Genomic DNA, 14,791 nt, shown 5'->3' with positions numbered 1-14,791 from the left:
CCTGGCGGTCTGCCGACCTCTCTATCAAATCGTTGTTGTCTGAAGATCACTGCTGATGCGCGGTCTGCATCCCGGTGTGCGCAAGTTCAGGCATCCCCAGCACCTCTTCGAAAAAACGCACGGCTTCGGCACTCAGGTTGCGATGGATGTCTTCGCGATCCACGCCTTCTCGATCGGTACAGACGATCGGCATGGTCGCTCGTTGTTCGTCAGTACAAGGCGCCATGAACACAAAGTGCCCTGCCCCAGCCAATAACTTGTAATCCGGGGTTTGCGGCAACTTGCGCGCCAAGGCATCAGCGTTCATGTCGATGGCCAGCAACTCGTCGCCGTCGCCGCTGTACATCAAAACAGGAACATGAACATCGCCCAAGGTGGTACGGCCGAACATCAGGCTGAGCGGCGCCATCAACATCAGTGCGCCAACCCGGGGGTCGGCCTGCGGGCTCAGATCATCGCGGTCGGCCAGCAGTTCGCCCTGGGTTTTGCAGGCGTCTCGATCTTGCGGGCGGTCCAGGCAATATTTGCGCAGACGCTGCAGGTCCGGCTGAGCACCGGCGAGGATCAACGCTGTTTCACCTCCGGCCGAATAACCGATGACGCCGACCTGATCGGCACTCAGGTAAGGCGCCAGCATGGGGTCAAGCAGCGCCGCACTGATCGCTTCCGAGACTTGTAACGGTCGCCCATAAAGGTTGCTCAGGCTGCCGAGGCGGCTGTGGTCGAGATAGTTGTCCCCCGGATGGATCACCGCGACGACGACAAAGCCTTGACGAGCCAGCGACGTCGCCAGGTCATGCAGCGCCAGCGGTGTACCAGTGTTGCCGTGAGAGAGCACTAGAAGTGGAAAGCGGCCCATTGCAATGTGCGCGTCCTGGGCGGCCTCAATGGTGTAGCCCTGGACCTTGCTCACCTGCTCCTCGTCGGTCGAGGGATAAAAGGCGATGGCGTGCATCGGTTGCGAATCCAGTGGATCGGGAAAATCGATTTGATGAAAGCCAACGCTCCAGGTTTCGGCAGCCTGCACCTGCACCGAAACCAAGCCGTCAAACAAACAAATCAGCAGCAGTGCACATAGACGCACCATGACAACACCCTACCTTGGTTCTGCAACGACCCACGCCTGTTTGCGCATCTACAAATCAGAGTCGCTTTGGGTGAAATAGTGCATAAGGCGGGCCAACTAAATGGAAATAAACTTTCCAATACAAATAACCGCGCGTTTACCCGTTGGAGCGAGGCTTGCCCGCGAAGAACAATCACACGGTGGATCTGTACCACCCGGCGCCTGATTCACGGGCAAGCCCCGCTCCAACTCGCCCGGTTTATTCCGCAAAAAAACCCCAAGGCCCGATGTGAGCGTTGGGGTTTTTTCAGTTTCGCAATCAGGCGACTGCGAACAACTCTTCAGCAATCAGCTTCTGGGCGCTGCTGATAGCGTTGGCACGTGGCTCGTCGCCGTAGGCCAGGCCGTGGGCAAACACAAACTTGAGGTCGGTGATGCCGATGAAGCCGAAGAGCAAACGCAGGAAGTCTTCATGACCTACGCTGCTCGGCTGACCCACATGCAGGCCGCCTGCCGTGGAAACAATGATGACCTGCTTGCCGCCGCACAGGCCTTCAGGGCCGGCTTCGCTGTAACGGAAAGTACGGCCGGCGACGCTGATGCGGTCGATCCAGGCTTTGAGCTGGCTTGGAATGGTGAAGTTGTACATCGGTGCGCCGATGACTACGACGTCAGCGTCGATAAATTCCTGCAACGTGGCTTCGTTACCATCCACTTCCTGTTTCTGCGCGGCATCACGGCCTTCCAGCGGCGTGCCAGCGGCAGCAAGGGTCGAAGCGGAAAAGTGGCTAAGGGCAACGCTGGCCAGATCACGATAAGTGACCTGAGTATCGGCTTCACTGGCTTGGAATGCTTCAACAACGGCGCGGCTGAGCTGACGCGAAGCGGAGTGATCGCCGAGGATGCTGGAATCGATGTGCAGAAGTTTCATAACGTGCTTCCCAAGTGGAGAATCGCCGCCTGGCGATCAAGTGGGATAATCCTACAGCGCAAACCAATGGCTGATTAGTCGGCATAAATGCGATAGTTCGTCCCACTCATAGAACAATTGGACCGCTCATGCAGGATCTCAACGATCTTTATTACTTCGTCAAAGTGGTTGAGGCTGGCGGTTTCGCTGCTGCCGGGCGCCAACTGGGTATTCCAAAGTCGCGATTGTCACGGCGAATTGCCGAGCTGGAAACCCGCCTGAACGTCAGCCTGCTGCAACGCACCACCCGCAAACTGGCACTCACTACGGTGGGCGAGCGCTATTTGAGCCATTGCCAGGCAATGCTGCTGGAGGCGGAAATGGCCGATGAAGCGGTGGCATCCCTATCGGCGGAACCGCGCGGCCGATTACGGGTGTCTTGTCCAGTCGGGATGATTCACTGGAATCTGTCTTCGGTGATCGACGAGTTTCTGCTGCGCCACCCTCACGTGCAGCTCGAACTGATGCTGGTCAATCGGCGCGTCGATCTGGTCAACGAAGGCATCGATGTCGCACTTCGGGTCCGCGATATCGGTGATGAAGACCCAAGCCTGATCGTTCGCCAGCTGTCGCCAGCTCATGTAGCGCTGGTCGCTTCGCCCGAGCTGCTGGAAGGCTACGCCATTCACAACCCGGCGGATCTGGCCAGCCTGCCGGTTCTGGGCGCTGTCGAGGCGGACCGCAGGGTTCACTTCCGGCTGCAACACGTGGACGGCCAACGCGTGGAAATTGCACTGGAACCACGCCTGGTCGTCGATGATTTCCCGATTAGAAAAAGCGCTGCGTTACGCGGACTTGGGATAACGATGTTGCCGATGATGAATTGCCACGAGGAACTGGCCAACGGGCAGTTGATCCGGTTGCTGCCCGACTGGTCGCTCCCCGGAGGTAATCTCCAGGCCGCCTACACTCAGCGACGTGGCATGCTGCCTGCGGTTCGGGCCTGGATCGATCACGTTTCTGCGTCCTTCATCCAAGAGAAAGGCTGCGCTTGATCAAGCGTGTGCCGGAGATCGTTTATGCAGATAGAAGAAGTCGCGCAATTTTGCCTACAGCTGCCAGGCGCTCGCGAAGATTACAAATGGGGTGGGACGCGAGTGTTCTCGTTAGCCGAGAAGAAGATGTTCGCGGTAATGGACCTTGCCGGCCGAGGTCTGTCGTTCAAGGTCGCGCCGGAACTGTTCCTGGGATACGTCGACCGCCCAGGCATTCGCCCTGCGCCCTATCTGGCCAGGGCCTATTGGATCAGCGTGGCAGTGCCCTACTCCCTCAGCGATGCGGAATTGCAGGACTTGCTGACTCGCTCGCACCAGTTGGTGGTGAGCCGCTTGCCCAAGCGCCTGCAAGTCGCGCTGAAGCTCTGATCGCTGATCAGTAAAAGTGCCGGGCCAGAAAATTACCGCCCAGGAATACCCGATCGATCCACACCACCTGATGCAGCAGGATGATCAACCAGAACACCAGTTGGTAACTCACCTTGCGCGTCTTGTGCCGAAACACCTGCTGCGCCAACAGAGCACCCGGCCAACCACCCAGCAACTCGGCGCCATGGAGGACTTTTTCGGGCGTTCGCCACCCATCCAGTCGGGCCTGACGTTTGTCGCGCCAATACAGGCCGAACGTCAGCAAGCTCATACTTAGATAAATCGCCGAGGGCAGCCACGCCCCCTGGAGCAGCATCGACAAGGCACCGAAAAATGGTACCGCGCAGACAAGGATCAGAATGATCAGCTTGAGTTTCGGGAACTGCATGGAATGCTTGGCCCGAGCGGCTTCGACATTGTTCCTGTTTCTTGACGGGTTACGCTCTTGCATTGTGTTTTTCAGCCTTTGACCGAAGTCCAGTCCACCCAACCGAACTGCCAGGTGGCAAGAATCAGCAAACCGAAAGCGATTCGGTACCAGGCGAACACTGCATAGCTGTGGCTGGCGATGAATCTCAGCAACCCACGCACAGCGATCATGGCGAAGATAAACGAGGTGATGAACCCGATGGCGAACACCGGGAAGTCATCCGGGCGGAACAGGTCGCGGTATTTGTACGCCGAGTACACCGCAGCGCCGACCATGGTCGGCATTGCCAGGAAGAACGAGAACTCAGTGGCCGTCTTGCGCGACAAGCCGAACAACAGGCCACCGATGATCGTCGAACCGGAGCGCGAAGTCCCTGGAATCATCGCCAGGCACTGCGCCATCCCGACTTTCAGGGCATCGACCCAGGTCATTTCGTCAACGCTGTAGGCCCGAATCACATGCTCGCGGCGTTCGGCCCAGAGCATGATCACGCCGCCTATTACCAGCGCCGTGGCGACAGTGATGGGGTTGAACAGGTATTGGTGAATCAGATCCGCAAAAATCACCCCCAGCACCACTGCGGGCAGGAATGCGATAAACAGATTGAGCGTGAAACGCTGCGCCTCGCGCTGCTTGGGCAAACCGATGACCACATCCAGAATCTTGCGCCGAAATTCCCAGACCACCGCCAGGATCGCGCCAAGCTGAATGATGATGTTGAACGCCATGGCGCGCTCACCACCGAAGTCGATCAAGTCAGCGACAATGATCTGATGTCCAGTGCTGGAAATGGGCAGAAACTCTGTCAAACCCTCCACTACCCCGAGAATCAACGCCTGCGCGGCTGTCCAAAGATCCATCATTCCCCCAGTGAAGCAATGCTCGAAGCAGGCCTCTAAAAATTGTTGAATTCAATCCGGTCGCGAATATGCCCGGTGCAATGTGAAAACCCCGTAAAAACCGGAGCTTGGCGTTGATCCCGGTGCAAGGCGTGGCGATGCTAGCAGACCTTATGCCCGCTGCGCTTGCATTGAAGATTGACGTGCAGGCATTGACGTTCTGCGAGCAAATGTAGGGCGGTCTCTATAGCTGCCGCATTCCTGGCTTGCGAACGGTAAAGGCTGCCTGATCCTCCAATATCCGCTTACAATCCCCCGCGTTTTTCTTCACCGCCAAGGAGTACCCATGTCCCCTCTTGAACTGTTCGCCGCAGCCCTGGGCGTAATCGCTGTCTGGCTGACGGTCAAGCAGAATGCATGGTGCTGGCCTATCGGTCTGGTGATGGTATTGATCTACAGCTGGATTTTTTATGACATCAAGCTGTATTCCAACGTGCTGCTGCAAGTGATCTATGCCGCGCTGCAAGTCTACGGCTGGCTGCAATGGACCCGACGCGGCCCGACGCTGGAAGTACGAGCGATAACCTGGCTGCCATCTGGCACCGTGTTCATCGGTCTGGGACTGGGTGTGGTTGTAAGTCTGGTGCTGGGCGGGCTCATGGCAAACTTCACCGATGCTGCACAACCCTGGCTGGACGCGGCGCTGACTGGTTTCAGTCTGGTGGCTCAAGTCTGGATGGCACAAAAGCGCGTGCAGTGCTGGCCATTGTGGATTGTCATCGATGTCATTTTTGTCGGCCTGTTCGTTTACAAGGAGTTGTACGTGACCGCTGCGCTCTACGGCATGTTCCTGCTGCTGGCGATCCAGGGCTGGCGCGAATGGCATCGCACTCCGGCGCTTGCTCAATGAAGGTTCTAGTGCTTGCCGGCCCGGAATCCAGTGGTAAAAGCTGGCTGGCCGCAGAAATACAGCGCAATTTTGGCGGCGTTGTGGTTGGCGAGTATGTCCGTGACTTCATTGATGAACAACAACGTGACACGGTTTACGCAGATATCCCGGCGATCGCTCAAGGACAACTGGATCGAGAATACGCCGCCCGCGCTACCGCCTGCGCGCTGGTCATTCTCGACACGCACCTGCTGAGCAATATGCTTTGGAGTCACGCATTGTTTGGGGACTGTCCGCCCTGGGTCGAGCAGCAATTGCTGCAACGCCACTACGACCTTCATCTGTTGCTGGCACCCGAGGGAGTCGACTGGATCAGTGACGGCCAACGCTGTCAGCCAGACCTTGCGTCACGCCAGACATTCTTTTCACTCAGTCAGCACTGGCTGGAAGCCCTTCAACAGCCTTACGAAGTCATTAGCGGAGATTGGATAAATCGTCGGATACAGGCTTTCGCTGCTGTTCGGGGACTGCTCGCTGGCGACTGATTGCCCGGCGTAAATACCCCAACCCATCATCGGATCTGGTGTTTGTGCAGCAATCGGTAAAACGTCGGACGCGATACGCCCAAAACCTTGGCCGCAACGCTAAGGTTGTCGCTATGGCGGGTCAGCACATCACACAGCGCCTGACGCTCAGCCCGGGACTTGTAGTCATCCAGCGTGCCCATGCTGGTAACAACATCATCTTCGCCCAGCAAGCCCAGATCAGCCGCTTCTATCTGGCGACCTTCCGCCAGGACCAGCCCGCGCCGCACCCGATTTGCCAGTTCCCGCACATTTCCTGGCCAGTCATGCTTGCCCATCGCAATCAACGCGTCCTGACTGAAGTTACGCGCTCGACGTCCGGTTTCCTGGCTGTAGAAATGGGCGAAATGGTTGGCCAACAGCGCGAGGTCGCCATGCCGCTCGCGTAATGGCGCCGTGCCGACTTGCAAAACGTTGAGCCGATAGTACAGATCTTCGCGAAAACGCTTTTTGCGAATGGCGGCCTCAAGGTCGACATGCGTGGCCGCCAGCACCCGGATATCAACAGGGATCGGCTCACCGCCGCCGATACGCTCGATATGCCGGTCCTGCAGAAACCGCAGCAAGTGGGCTTGCAGGTCCATAGGCAGATCGCCTATCTCATCGAGAAATAAGGTTCCGCCATCAGCAGCTTCAATCTGGCCAATCTTGCGCTCATGAGCGCCTTCGAACGCGCCTTGCTCGTAGCCAAACAACTCCGCATGAATCAGATGCTCCGGGATTGCGCCGCAATTGATCGCAACGAACGGTTTATGCCGGCGATGCGACTGCATATGCAACGTGCGCGCGACCAGCTCTTTGCCGGTTCCGCTTTCACCACGAATCAGCACCGGTGATTCAGTAGGTGCCAGTTTGCTCAACAATCTGCGCAACTCACGAATGGGTCGACTTTCACCGAGCATCTCGTGCTCCTGGCCCGATACATAAGTGCTGCCTTGGGACCGCAACCGCGCCATACCAAAAGCGCGGCCCAAGGTCACCTGCATACGGGCGACATCAAAAGGCAGCGTATGAAAATCGAAAAACCATTCACAAACAAAGTCGCCGATTTTTTCCCGGCGCAGATCATCAGGTGTAAGCACAGCGATCCACTCGGTGTGGCTGCGTGTAATAAGCTCCTTGACCAACTCGGGGTGGTCGAAGTGATAGGGCATCAAGCGAATCAGGCCCACATCGCAGCTGCGGCCGATGGCAGACTCCAGAGTGCTGCTATCGACGTCCCAGCCTGCAGCGCGCAGGACCGGGATTAGCTGGTGACAGTCATCGCATGGATCAACAATTAATAGACGTCGCGGTGGTGCCGATTCATGCATAAGAATTCCCTGGCGCCTTGATTCTAAAATTAAAGGAGAAAGTTTTTTATAAACAGACAGTTGGCGTGCACGATCCTTACATTAGCAAAAATTTGACACGCACTTGTACCGTTTAACTATAAGGCTAAGATCGAAATGTAATTAGGCGACGCGCCGCGTGGATTTTCATTAATGAGACGGTTCGTCAATAGGCTTAGTTGCCCGTTAGTTGGCGTTGACGACTTGTCTGGAGGCGGCGAAATACGTGGCACCTGTAAAAAACTCAAAAAATATCGGCGCGTGATGTGACTCAACCCCGGTCAATTGGCATCAACACAAGTAACCAGCCGAACGGTAAGCCCACCGACGGCGACGAACTTGCTACGGGCCATTTGAGGAATTGATCATGAACGCCCCATTGCGCTTTAACGATGCATTGCTGATCGCTGGACACGCCTTCGAACCCTTCAAGTGTGTGGCGTGGGCGCCACAAGACGGTAACGGCGAACTGAGTCTGAGCGTCATCGACCGGACCAGTACCCGCATTGGCCACAGCCAGATTCCACGCAGTGCCTATTCAGACCCTGCGCAACTGGCAAGCATGCTTGAACAAGCGCGCGCCGCTATCAGCAGTGAAGGTTATCGCCTTGAGCCATGGACCATGCCGGCCTGAATGAAACCGCAATTCATTGCGGCGAGGCCTGCCCGCGAAGGCGTCTCGTAAGCCAATGAATATGCCGGTACTTGTTGCGCATCTGGGGTTGGCTACCGCCTAACGGTCGGCGTCAACCAGGCTTTCAATATGCCGATACTCGATCCCGAGCCGGGCAGCCAGTTGCTCGGCACGGCCCAGGCGGATCGGTCCACACTCGATGTCGATCAATAAGCCTGGGCAACTAAATGTTCCCAGCGTCGCTTGATCCTTCACCCGACCATCAGTTATCACCAGCAATCGATGCTGCTCGGCCGGATACCGCTTCTGCCGCAAGGCAAGCCATTCGGTAGCCTGGTCAAACGCGGCGAACAAAGGCGTTCCGCCGCCCGCACCGAGGCCATCCAGCCAGGGTTGCAGCGCTTTCGAGGCCTTCAGGCCCTGATGTTGCCAGCGAGGTGAACCTCCAGTGGCAGTCAGCAGCGCCAGTCGCACCCGGCGACGATAGGCGTCATCGAATACTTGAGCGAGCACACCTTTAGCGAGGCTCAACGCCTGATGACGTCGCGTAGAAGCCGAGGCGTCGACGATGATCAGCCACATTTCACCGGATTGACTGCTGCGCGGCTGGCGCACCAGATCGCTGTGCACCCGAGGTCGCCCCCGCAACAAGGTGGGAACCCAGGCAATGTGACCGTCGCCAGCGTTGTGCAACGCACCGCTTTTACCGCCGCTCAGCGTTCCGGGGCGAGGCCTGGCATCCGCCCCCATCGTTGCCCGGGAGCGGATGCCTAAGGCTTTTTTGGCCAGCTCGGCACTGTACGCCGAGCGCCCACCGGCATTGGCTGCGACGTAAGCTCACCCCAACTGCCTTGGCCCTGCTCCGGCTTATTTTCTGATAAGTCTTGAGGGTTCGGCTGCTGGGTCTGTGGTGCTGGACTTTGCGACTCAGACGGCGGGAGATGTCGTCGCCGATGACGCAAGGCGAACTCGGCAACGGCGTCGATATCCTGCTCGTCTATAACAGCACCGCCACGCCATGCCGCATGGGCACGGGCCGCTCTCAACCACACCAGATCGGCGCGCATCCCGTCAACGCCAGCGGCGAAACAGCGCTCGGTGATGGTCTGCAGCGCCTGATCGTCCAGGGCGATGCTATCCAGCAACTGCCGCGCCTGCTCACAGCGTTGGCGTAACGCATCCTGCTGAGTTTGCCACTGCGCGCAGAAGCCTCGAGGATCACTGTCAAAATCCAGTCGGCGACGAATGATTTGCCCGCGCTCAACCGGCAGGGTTTGCCCGCTCAACGCGACATTCAGGCCAAAGCGATCCAGCAGTTGCGGGCGTAGCTCACCTTCTTCAGGGTTCATTGTGCCGATCAGGACAAAACGCGCGGGATGGCGATGGGAGATGCCGTCGCGCTCCACCAGATTGATACCGCTGGCAGCGACATCCAGCAGTAGATCGACCAGATGATCCGGCAGCAGGTTTACTTCATCGACATACAGAACCCCACCATTGGCCTTGGCCAGCACGCCAGGGGAAAACTGCGCCCGACCCTCGCTCAGCGCCGCGTCCAGGTCCAGCGTACCCACCAGGCGCTCTTCGGTGGCGCCCAGTGGCAAGGTGACGAATTGGCCGCTGGCCAGCAGATCAGCCAGCCCTCGTGCCAGGGTCGACTTGGCCATACCGCGCGGCCCTTCGATAAGCACGCCGCCAATTTTCGGGTCGATGGCGGTCAGGCACAGCGCCAGTTTCAGCTCATCGGAGCCCACTACCGCCGCCAGTGGAAAATGCGGGATCTCGCTCATGGTCGTGTCATGCACCGTCATCAGTTTTCTTCTATGTCCAGCAGCAGGGTTTCCAGCGCTTCACGATAATCACCGGGTTCTTGCCAAAGGCCGCGCTGCTGGGCTTCAAGCATGCGTTCGGTCATATCGCGCAAGGCGTCCGGATTGTGTTGCTGGATGAAATCACGGGTCGCTGGATCCAGCAGATAGGCGTCGGCCAGCAGTGCGTATTGGTGATCATCGATCAGTTCGGTGGTGGCATCGAAGGCGAAGAGGAAGTCCACCGTCGCGGCCATCTCGAATGCGCCCTTGTAGCCGTGGCGCTTGACCCCGTCGATCCATTTTGGATTGGCCGCACGGGAGCGTATCACTCGATTCAGTTCTTCCTTGAGCGTGCGAATTTTCGGCAGATCCGGCTGGCTGTGATCGCCGTGATAGCTGGCAGTCTTCGCTCCGCTCAGGCTTTCGGCGGCCGCGAGCATCCCGCCTTGAAACTGGTAATAGTCGTTAGAGTCGAGCAAGTCGTGCTCGCGATTGTCCTGGTTTTGCAAAACCGCCTGGACCTGCGACAAGCGCTGAGCGAAACGCTCACGGGCCGGGGTGCCCTCATCACTACCGCCATAAGCGTAGCCGCCCCAATTCAGGTAGACCTCGGCCAGATCATCGCGGCTCTGCCATAAGCGACCATCGATGGCGCCCTGCACACCCGCGCCGTAAGCCCCCGGCTTGGCGCCGAAGATTCGCCAGCCCGCCTGCCGCGCAGCATCGTCTTCGGTCATGCCAGTGCTTTCAAGGGTGGCGCGCTCCTGACGCACCTTGGCGGCCAATGGGTTCATGTCCTCCGGCTCGTCCAGATCCGCCACCGCCTGCACCGCCGCGTCGAACAAACGAATCAGGTTGGAGAACGCATCCCGAAAAAAACCCGACACCCGCAGCGTGACATCCACGCGCGGTCGGTCCAGCAGACTCAACGGCAGAATCTCGAAATCATCCACCCGCTGACTGCCCGTCGCCCAGACCGGACGCACGCCCATCAGCGCCATGGCCTGAGCGATATCGTCACCGCCAGTGCGCATCGTGGCCGTGCCCCAGACCGAAAGGCCGAGCTGACGTAAATGATCACCATTGTCTTGCAAGTGCCTTTCCAGCAACAAGTTTGCCGACTGGAAACCGATACGCCAGGCCGTCGTGGTGGGCAGATTGCGTACGTCCACGGAGAAGAAATTACGGCCAGTTGGCAATACATCAAGACGGCCACGACTTGGCGCACCGCTCGGGCCGGCAGGCACAAAGCGCCCACTTAACGCGTCCAGCAGCCCTTGGATTTCACCAGGTCCGCAAGCATCCAATCGAGGCGCAACAACTTCGCGTAGATTATCAACGATCAGCTTCAGCTCTTTGTTATCACTAGATATATCAAAAGATCTATCTGCAATTACTTGCTCTATCAACCAAGCAGCGTAGAGCTCAAGCCGCTCCCGCGTATCCCCCGCCGTTCGCCAGGGGTCGGAGCTGACTTCAAGTAAGACCTGAGGTTTAGGTCCGTCCCAATGCTGCGCCAATTCGCAATCCAGGGGATCAAATCCAAGTTCGAAGGATTTGCTCAAGACGCGTAACAGACTGGATTGCGCACCTCGCCCGTCACCGCGCGGAATACGCAGCAGGGCCAGCAACGTATCGATACGCAGCCGTCCGCTTGGAGACTCGCCGAAGATGTGCAGACCGTCGCGAATCTGCGATTCCTTCAGGTCGCATAAATAGGTATCCAGGCGCGGCAGCCAGGTTGCGGCGTCGCTGTCATTGACCGACTCAAGCGCCAGCTCACGGTCGATGTGGGTCTCGCGCACCAGCTTGAGGATGTCGCGTTGCAGTTCAAGGGCGCGGCGCGGGTCGAGCAGCTGGGCGTCGTAGTATTCGTCGGCGAGCAATTCAAGGTTACGCAATGGCCCGTAGGTCTCGGCGCGGGTCAGCGGCGGCATCAGGTGGTCGATAATGACCGCCTGGGTGCGCCGTTTGGCCTGGGCGCCCTCGCCCGGATCATTGACGATAAACGGATAGATATTCGGCATCGCGCCCAGCACCACATCCGGCCAGCAACTTTCGGACAAGCCAACACCTTTACCCGGCAACCACTCCAGGTTGCCGTGCTTGCCGACATGAATCAGCGCATTGGCGCCATAGACGTTGCGCAACCAGAAGTAGAACGCCAGATAGCCATGGGGCGGCACCAGATCCGGGTCGTGATAAACCGCGCTGTGGTCCACCTGATAACCCCGGGCAGGCTGAATTCCGACGAAGGTCAGGCCGAAGCGCAGCCCGGCGATCATCATCCGCCCGGCGCGAAACATCGGATCAGCGTCCGGCGCACCCCACCGGGCGTTGACCGCCTCCCGATTGGCCGCTGGCATTGCGTTGAAAGCGGCAAGGTATTCATCCAGCGCCATGCTTTGCTGACACGGGCGCAAATCAAGACTGTCCAGGTCATTGGTCACGCCACCAAGTAGTTGGTGGATCAATGCTGTACCTGTCTCGGGCAACGGAGCCACCGGGTAACCTTCGGCCTGCATCGCACGCAGAATATTCAGCGCCGCTGCTGGAGTATCGAGGCCCACGCCATTGCCGATACGTCCGTCACGGGTCGGGTAATTGGCCAGAATCAAGGCGACACGTTTTTCCGCATTGGGCAAACGTGCCAGCAGAATCCAGCGCCGCGCCAGTTCGGCGACGAAATCCATGCGTTCCGGCTGGGCGCGGTAGCAGACCACATCCGACTGGCTGCGCTCACTGTGCCACGCCAGGTCCTTGAAGCTGATCGGCCGACTGATGATGCGTCCATCCAGCTCCGGCAAGGCAATGTGCATCGCCAGATCCCGCGCGCCGAGGCCTTGCTCGCTGGCGCGCCAGCCAGGTTCGTTGTCCTGCGCACAGATGGCTTGAATGACCGGGATATTGCGCCGAAACGGTCGCAAATGCGGGGCTTCCGGACTGGACTGGGCAAAGCCGGTGGTATTGAGGATCAGCTCGGCCTCAACTTCGTCCAGCCAATCTTCCACCCGCGTCATACAGCCCGCTTCTTTGAGACTGGCTACTGCAATGGGCAGAGGATTCAAGCCCTGCGCCTGTAAGCGCAGGCAAAACTCATCGATGAAGGCGGTGTTTGCCGCTTGCAGGTGCGAGCGATAAAACAGCAGCGCCACAACCGGCTGACCGGCTTGCCAGTCGGCCTGCCAGTCACTGAGTTCTGCGCGGGAAGTGTTTGGGTGATAAACCGCCGTGCGCGGCAAAGGCTGCGGTTCGGACCAGGAATAATCCCGCTCCAGCCAACCACTTGCCAGGCAGCGATACAGTTCCAGCGCATTGTGCAAGCCGCCTTGACGCAAAAACTGCCAAAGACGGTGGCAGTCTTCGGCGGCAACGGTGCTCAGATCGGTCAGCTCCGGGTCCGCGTTGTCGCAGCCCGGCACCAGAATGACTTGCACACCTCGCCCGGCCAGCTCAATCAACCGCTCGACGCCGTAGCGCCAGTAGCCGATGCCACCATGCAAGGAAATAAGGATGACTTTGGCGTGGCGCAGCACTTGGTCGACATAAAGATCAACCGAAGCATGATTCTGCACCTGCATCGGGTTGGCCAGACGCAGGCTTGGATAATCATCCGGCAACTGTTGCGCGGCCTCGGCAAGCAAGGCCAGGCTTGAGTCGCCGCTACAGAGAATCACCAGCTCGGCGGGGGTTTGCCCCAGGTCGGCGATGCTGTCGTCCGGTACGAAACCACCGGGCTGGGTTCTCAGTAAATGCATGGGTCAGCCAGCAACCGCAGCACGCAGTTGTGCTTCAAGTACCGCAGCGTCCAGTTTCTGGCCGATCAGCACCAGATTGGTCGCGCGCTCTTCGTCAGCACCCCAGGCGCGGTCGAAATGTTTGTCGAAACGCGTGCCCACGCCTTGAATCAGTAAGCGCATTGGCTTGCCGGGAATGGCCGCGAAGCCTTTGACACGCAAGACGCCGTGTTCAACCACCAGTTGCGTGAGCGCATCGAGCAACAGGCTTTCGTCGGCTTGCGGCAGCTTGATGGAGATCGAGTCAAAGGCGTCATGATCGTGATCGTCATGGTCGTCGCCTTCGTGGTGATCGTGATGGGTCTTGCGGGCATCGATATGCAGTTCGGATTCGGCACCCAAGCCCAGTAACACACTGATCGGCAAACGGCCGCTGCTGGCTTCGATGACCTTGACCGCTGGTGGCAATTCTTCGGAAACCTCGGCGCGCACGGCAGCCAGACCTGCGGCGTCGATCATGTCGGCTTTGTTGAGGATGACGAGGTCGGCACTGGCCAGTTGGTCGGCAAACAGCTCGTGCAGCGGCGATTCGTGGTCCAGGTTCGGATCCAGCTTGCGCTGGGCGTCGACCTGATCCGGGAATGCAGCGAAGGTGCCGGCCAGCACTGCCGGGCTGTCGACCACGGTAATCACGGCATCCACGGTGCAGGCGTTGCGGATTTCCGGCCATTGGAAGGCTTGTACCAGTGGCTTGGGCAACGCCAGACCTGAGGTTTCGATGAGGATGTGATCAAGATCGCCGCGACGCGCTACCAGTTCGCGCATCACCGGGAAGAATTCTTCCTGGACGGTGCAGCACAAGCAGCCATTGGCCAGCTCGTAAACCCGGCCGCTGGCTTCTTCTTCAGTACAACCGATGGTGCATTGCTTGAGGATTTCGCCGTCGATGCCCAGCTCGCCGAACTCGTTGACGATCACCGCGATGCGCCGCCCTTCTGCGTTGTCGAGCATGTGGCGCAATAACGTGGTTTTACCCGAGCCCAGAAAGCCGGTAACGATGGTGACGGGAAGTTTGGCCAGTGTTTTCATCAGGTGCCCTTTGGCGAAGCGGCGGGCAAACAGGACGAAAACCCGGT

Annotated in this window: 14 protein-coding genes; 5 read left to right on the top strand and 9 right to left on the bottom strand. The window is 58.6% G+C overall.

The genetic code is table 11. The annotated features are described in order from the left end of the window. Positions 1-46: 46 nt before the first annotated feature. On the bottom strand, positions 47-1,087 hold the full coding sequence (locus AFK24_RS24005) for an alpha/beta hydrolase family protein (protein ID WP_065835599.1): 1,041 nt from the start codon (positions 1,085-1,087) through the stop codon (positions 47-49). 298 nt (positions 1,088-1,385) lie between these two features. After that, positions 1,386-1,997 carry an FMN-dependent NADH-azoreductase gene (locus AFK24_RS24000; RefSeq protein WP_065835598.1) on the bottom strand — a complete coding sequence of 204 codons (612 nt, stop codon included), beginning with the start codon at positions 1,995-1,997 and terminating at the stop codon, positions 1,386-1,388. Positions 1,998-2,125: 128 nt separating this feature from the next. On the opposite strand from AFK24_RS24000, the gene AFK24_RS23995 reads away from it, so the two are divergent. Further along, a complete protein-coding gene (locus tag AFK24_RS23995; RefSeq protein ID WP_065835597.1) occupies positions 2,126-3,031 on the top strand; it encodes a LysR substrate-binding domain-containing protein in 906 nt (301 codons plus the stop codon). A gap of 24 nt (positions 3,032-3,055) precedes the next feature. Next, the gene (locus AFK24_RS23990) at positions 3,056-3,400 is read left to right on the top strand and encodes an MmcQ/YjbR family DNA-binding protein (protein WP_065835596.1); all 345 of its coding nucleotides are present in this window, start codon (positions 3,056-3,058) and stop codon (positions 3,398-3,400) included. A gap of 7 nt (positions 3,401-3,407) precedes the next feature. On the opposite strand, the gene AFK24_RS23985 is transcribed toward AFK24_RS23990, so the two are convergent. Together AFK24_RS23985 and AFK24_RS23980 are read right to left on the bottom strand one after the other, a co-directional pair. Then, the gene (locus AFK24_RS23985; protein WP_065835595.1) at positions 3,408-3,851 is read right to left on the bottom strand and encodes a DUF1294 domain-containing protein; all 444 of its coding nucleotides are present in this window, start codon (positions 3,849-3,851) and stop codon (positions 3,408-3,410) included. 8 nt (positions 3,852-3,859) lie between these two features. After that, complete coding sequence (locus AFK24_RS23980; RefSeq protein ID WP_065835977.1) at positions 3,860-4,690, bottom strand: undecaprenyl-diphosphate phosphatase; 831 nt, start codon at positions 4,688-4,690, stop codon at positions 3,860-3,862. 325 nt (positions 4,691-5,015) lie between these two features. Between AFK24_RS23980 and pnuC the strand changes: the two genes are divergently transcribed. Together pnuC and AFK24_RS23970 are read left to right on the top strand one after the other, a co-directional pair. Further along, positions 5,016-5,579: a nicotinamide riboside transporter PnuC gene (pnuC, locus tag AFK24_RS23975; RefSeq protein ID WP_065835594.1), complete on the top strand. Its 564-nt coding sequence runs from the start codon at positions 5,016-5,018 to the stop codon at positions 5,577-5,579. Beyond that, entirely contained in the window at positions 5,576-6,103 is a 528-nt protein-coding gene (locus AFK24_RS23970; RefSeq protein ID WP_065835593.1) for an AAA family ATPase, read from the top strand. The genes pnuC and AFK24_RS23970 overlap by 4 nt, the downstream gene beginning before the upstream one ends. Positions 6,104-6,129: 26 nt before the next feature. Here the strand turns inward: AFK24_RS23970 and AFK24_RS23965 are convergent, their stop codons facing one another. Next, complete coding sequence (locus AFK24_RS23965; RefSeq protein WP_065835592.1) at positions 6,130-7,455, bottom strand: sigma-54 dependent transcriptional regulator; 1,326 nt, start codon at positions 7,453-7,455, stop codon at positions 6,130-6,132. A gap of 385 nt (positions 7,456-7,840) precedes the next feature. Here AFK24_RS23965 and AFK24_RS23960 point away from each other — a divergent pair, with 385 nt between their 5' ends. After that, positions 7,841-8,107 (top strand): hypothetical protein, encoded by a 267-nt coding sequence (locus AFK24_RS23960; RefSeq protein ID WP_065835591.1) that lies wholly within the window; start codon positions 7,841-7,843, stop codon positions 8,105-8,107. 99 nt (positions 8,108-8,206) lie between these two features. On the opposite strand, the gene AFK24_RS23955 is transcribed toward AFK24_RS23960, so the two are convergent. The 4 genes from AFK24_RS23955 to cobW are packed head-to-tail and all read right to left on the bottom strand — an operon-like array spanning position 8,207 to position 14,744. Next, complete coding sequence (locus AFK24_RS23955) at positions 8,207-8,824, bottom strand: vWA domain-containing protein (protein WP_065835976.1); 618 nt, start codon at positions 8,822-8,824, stop codon at positions 8,207-8,209. Positions 8,825-8,877: 53 nt separating this feature from the next. After that, positions 8,878-9,897, bottom strand: a complete 1,020-nt coding sequence (locus tag AFK24_RS23950) for an ATP-binding protein (RefSeq protein WP_065835975.1) — start codon at positions 9,895-9,897, stop codon at positions 8,878-8,880. Positions 9,898-9,917: 20 nt separating this feature from the next. Then, the gene (gene cobN / locus AFK24_RS23945; RefSeq protein ID WP_065835590.1) at positions 9,918-13,676 is read right to left on the bottom strand and encodes a cobaltochelatase subunit CobN; all 3,759 of its coding nucleotides are present in this window, start codon (positions 13,674-13,676) and stop codon (positions 9,918-9,920) included. Positions 13,677-13,679: 3 nt separating this feature from the next. Next, positions 13,680-14,744, bottom strand: a complete 1,065-nt coding sequence (cobW, locus tag AFK24_RS23940; RefSeq protein WP_065835974.1) for a cobalamin biosynthesis protein CobW — start codon at positions 14,742-14,744, stop codon at positions 13,680-13,682. Positions 14,745-14,791 lie beyond the last annotated feature (47 nt).

It is taken from the genome of Pseudomonas syringae (assembly GCF_001698815.1).
Lineage (GTDB): Bacteria > Pseudomonadota > Gammaproteobacteria > Pseudomonadales > Pseudomonadaceae > Aquipseudomonas > Aquipseudomonas syringae_A.
This window is presented reverse-complemented; position numbering and strand designations above follow the sequence as displayed.

Bases quoted from the DNA above. Each gene is read 5' to 3' on its own strand.
- AFK24_RS24005 (WP_065835599.1), bottom strand. From the start codon at position 1,087: ATGGTGCGTCTATGTGCACTGCTGCTGATTTGTTTGTTTGACGGCTTG.
- AFK24_RS24000 (WP_065835598.1), bottom strand. From the start codon at position 1,997: ATGAAACTTCTGCACATCGATTCCAGCATCCTCGGCGATCACTCCGCT.
- AFK24_RS23995 (WP_065835597.1), top strand. From the start codon at position 2,126: ATGCAGGATCTCAACGATCTTTATTACTTCGTCAAAGTGGTTGAGGCT.
- AFK24_RS23990 (WP_065835596.1), top strand. From the start codon at position 3,056: ATGCAGATAGAAGAAGTCGCGCAATTTTGCCTACAGCTGCCAGGCGCT.
- AFK24_RS23985 (WP_065835595.1), bottom strand. From the start codon at position 3,851: ATGCAAGAGCGTAACCCGTCAAGAAACAGGAACAATGTCGAAGCCGCT.
- AFK24_RS23980 (WP_065835977.1), bottom strand. From the start codon at position 4,690: ATGGATCTTTGGACAGCCGCGCAGGCGTTGATTCTCGGGGTAGTGGAG.
- pnuC (WP_065835594.1), top strand. From the start codon at position 5,016: ATGTCCCCTCTTGAACTGTTCGCCGCAGCCCTGGGCGTAATCGCTGTC.
- AFK24_RS23970 (WP_065835593.1), top strand. From the start codon at position 5,576: ATGAAGGTTCTAGTGCTTGCCGGCCCGGAATCCAGTGGTAAAAGCTGG.
- AFK24_RS23965 (WP_065835592.1), bottom strand. From the start codon at position 7,455: ATGCATGAATCGGCACCACCGCGACGTCTATTAATTGTTGATCCATGC.
- AFK24_RS23960 (WP_065835591.1), top strand. From the start codon at position 7,841: ATGAACGCCCCATTGCGCTTTAACGATGCATTGCTGATCGCTGGACAC.
- AFK24_RS23950 (WP_065835975.1), bottom strand. From the start codon at position 9,897: ATGAGCGAGATCCCGCATTTTCCACTGGCGGCGGTAGTGGGCTCCGAT.
- cobN (WP_065835590.1), bottom strand. From the start codon at position 13,676: ATGCATTTACTGAGAACCCAGCCCGGTGGTTTCGTACCGGACGACAGC.
- cobW (WP_065835974.1), bottom strand. From the start codon at position 14,744: ATGAAAACACTGGCCAAACTTCCCGTCACCATCGTTACCGGCTTTCTG.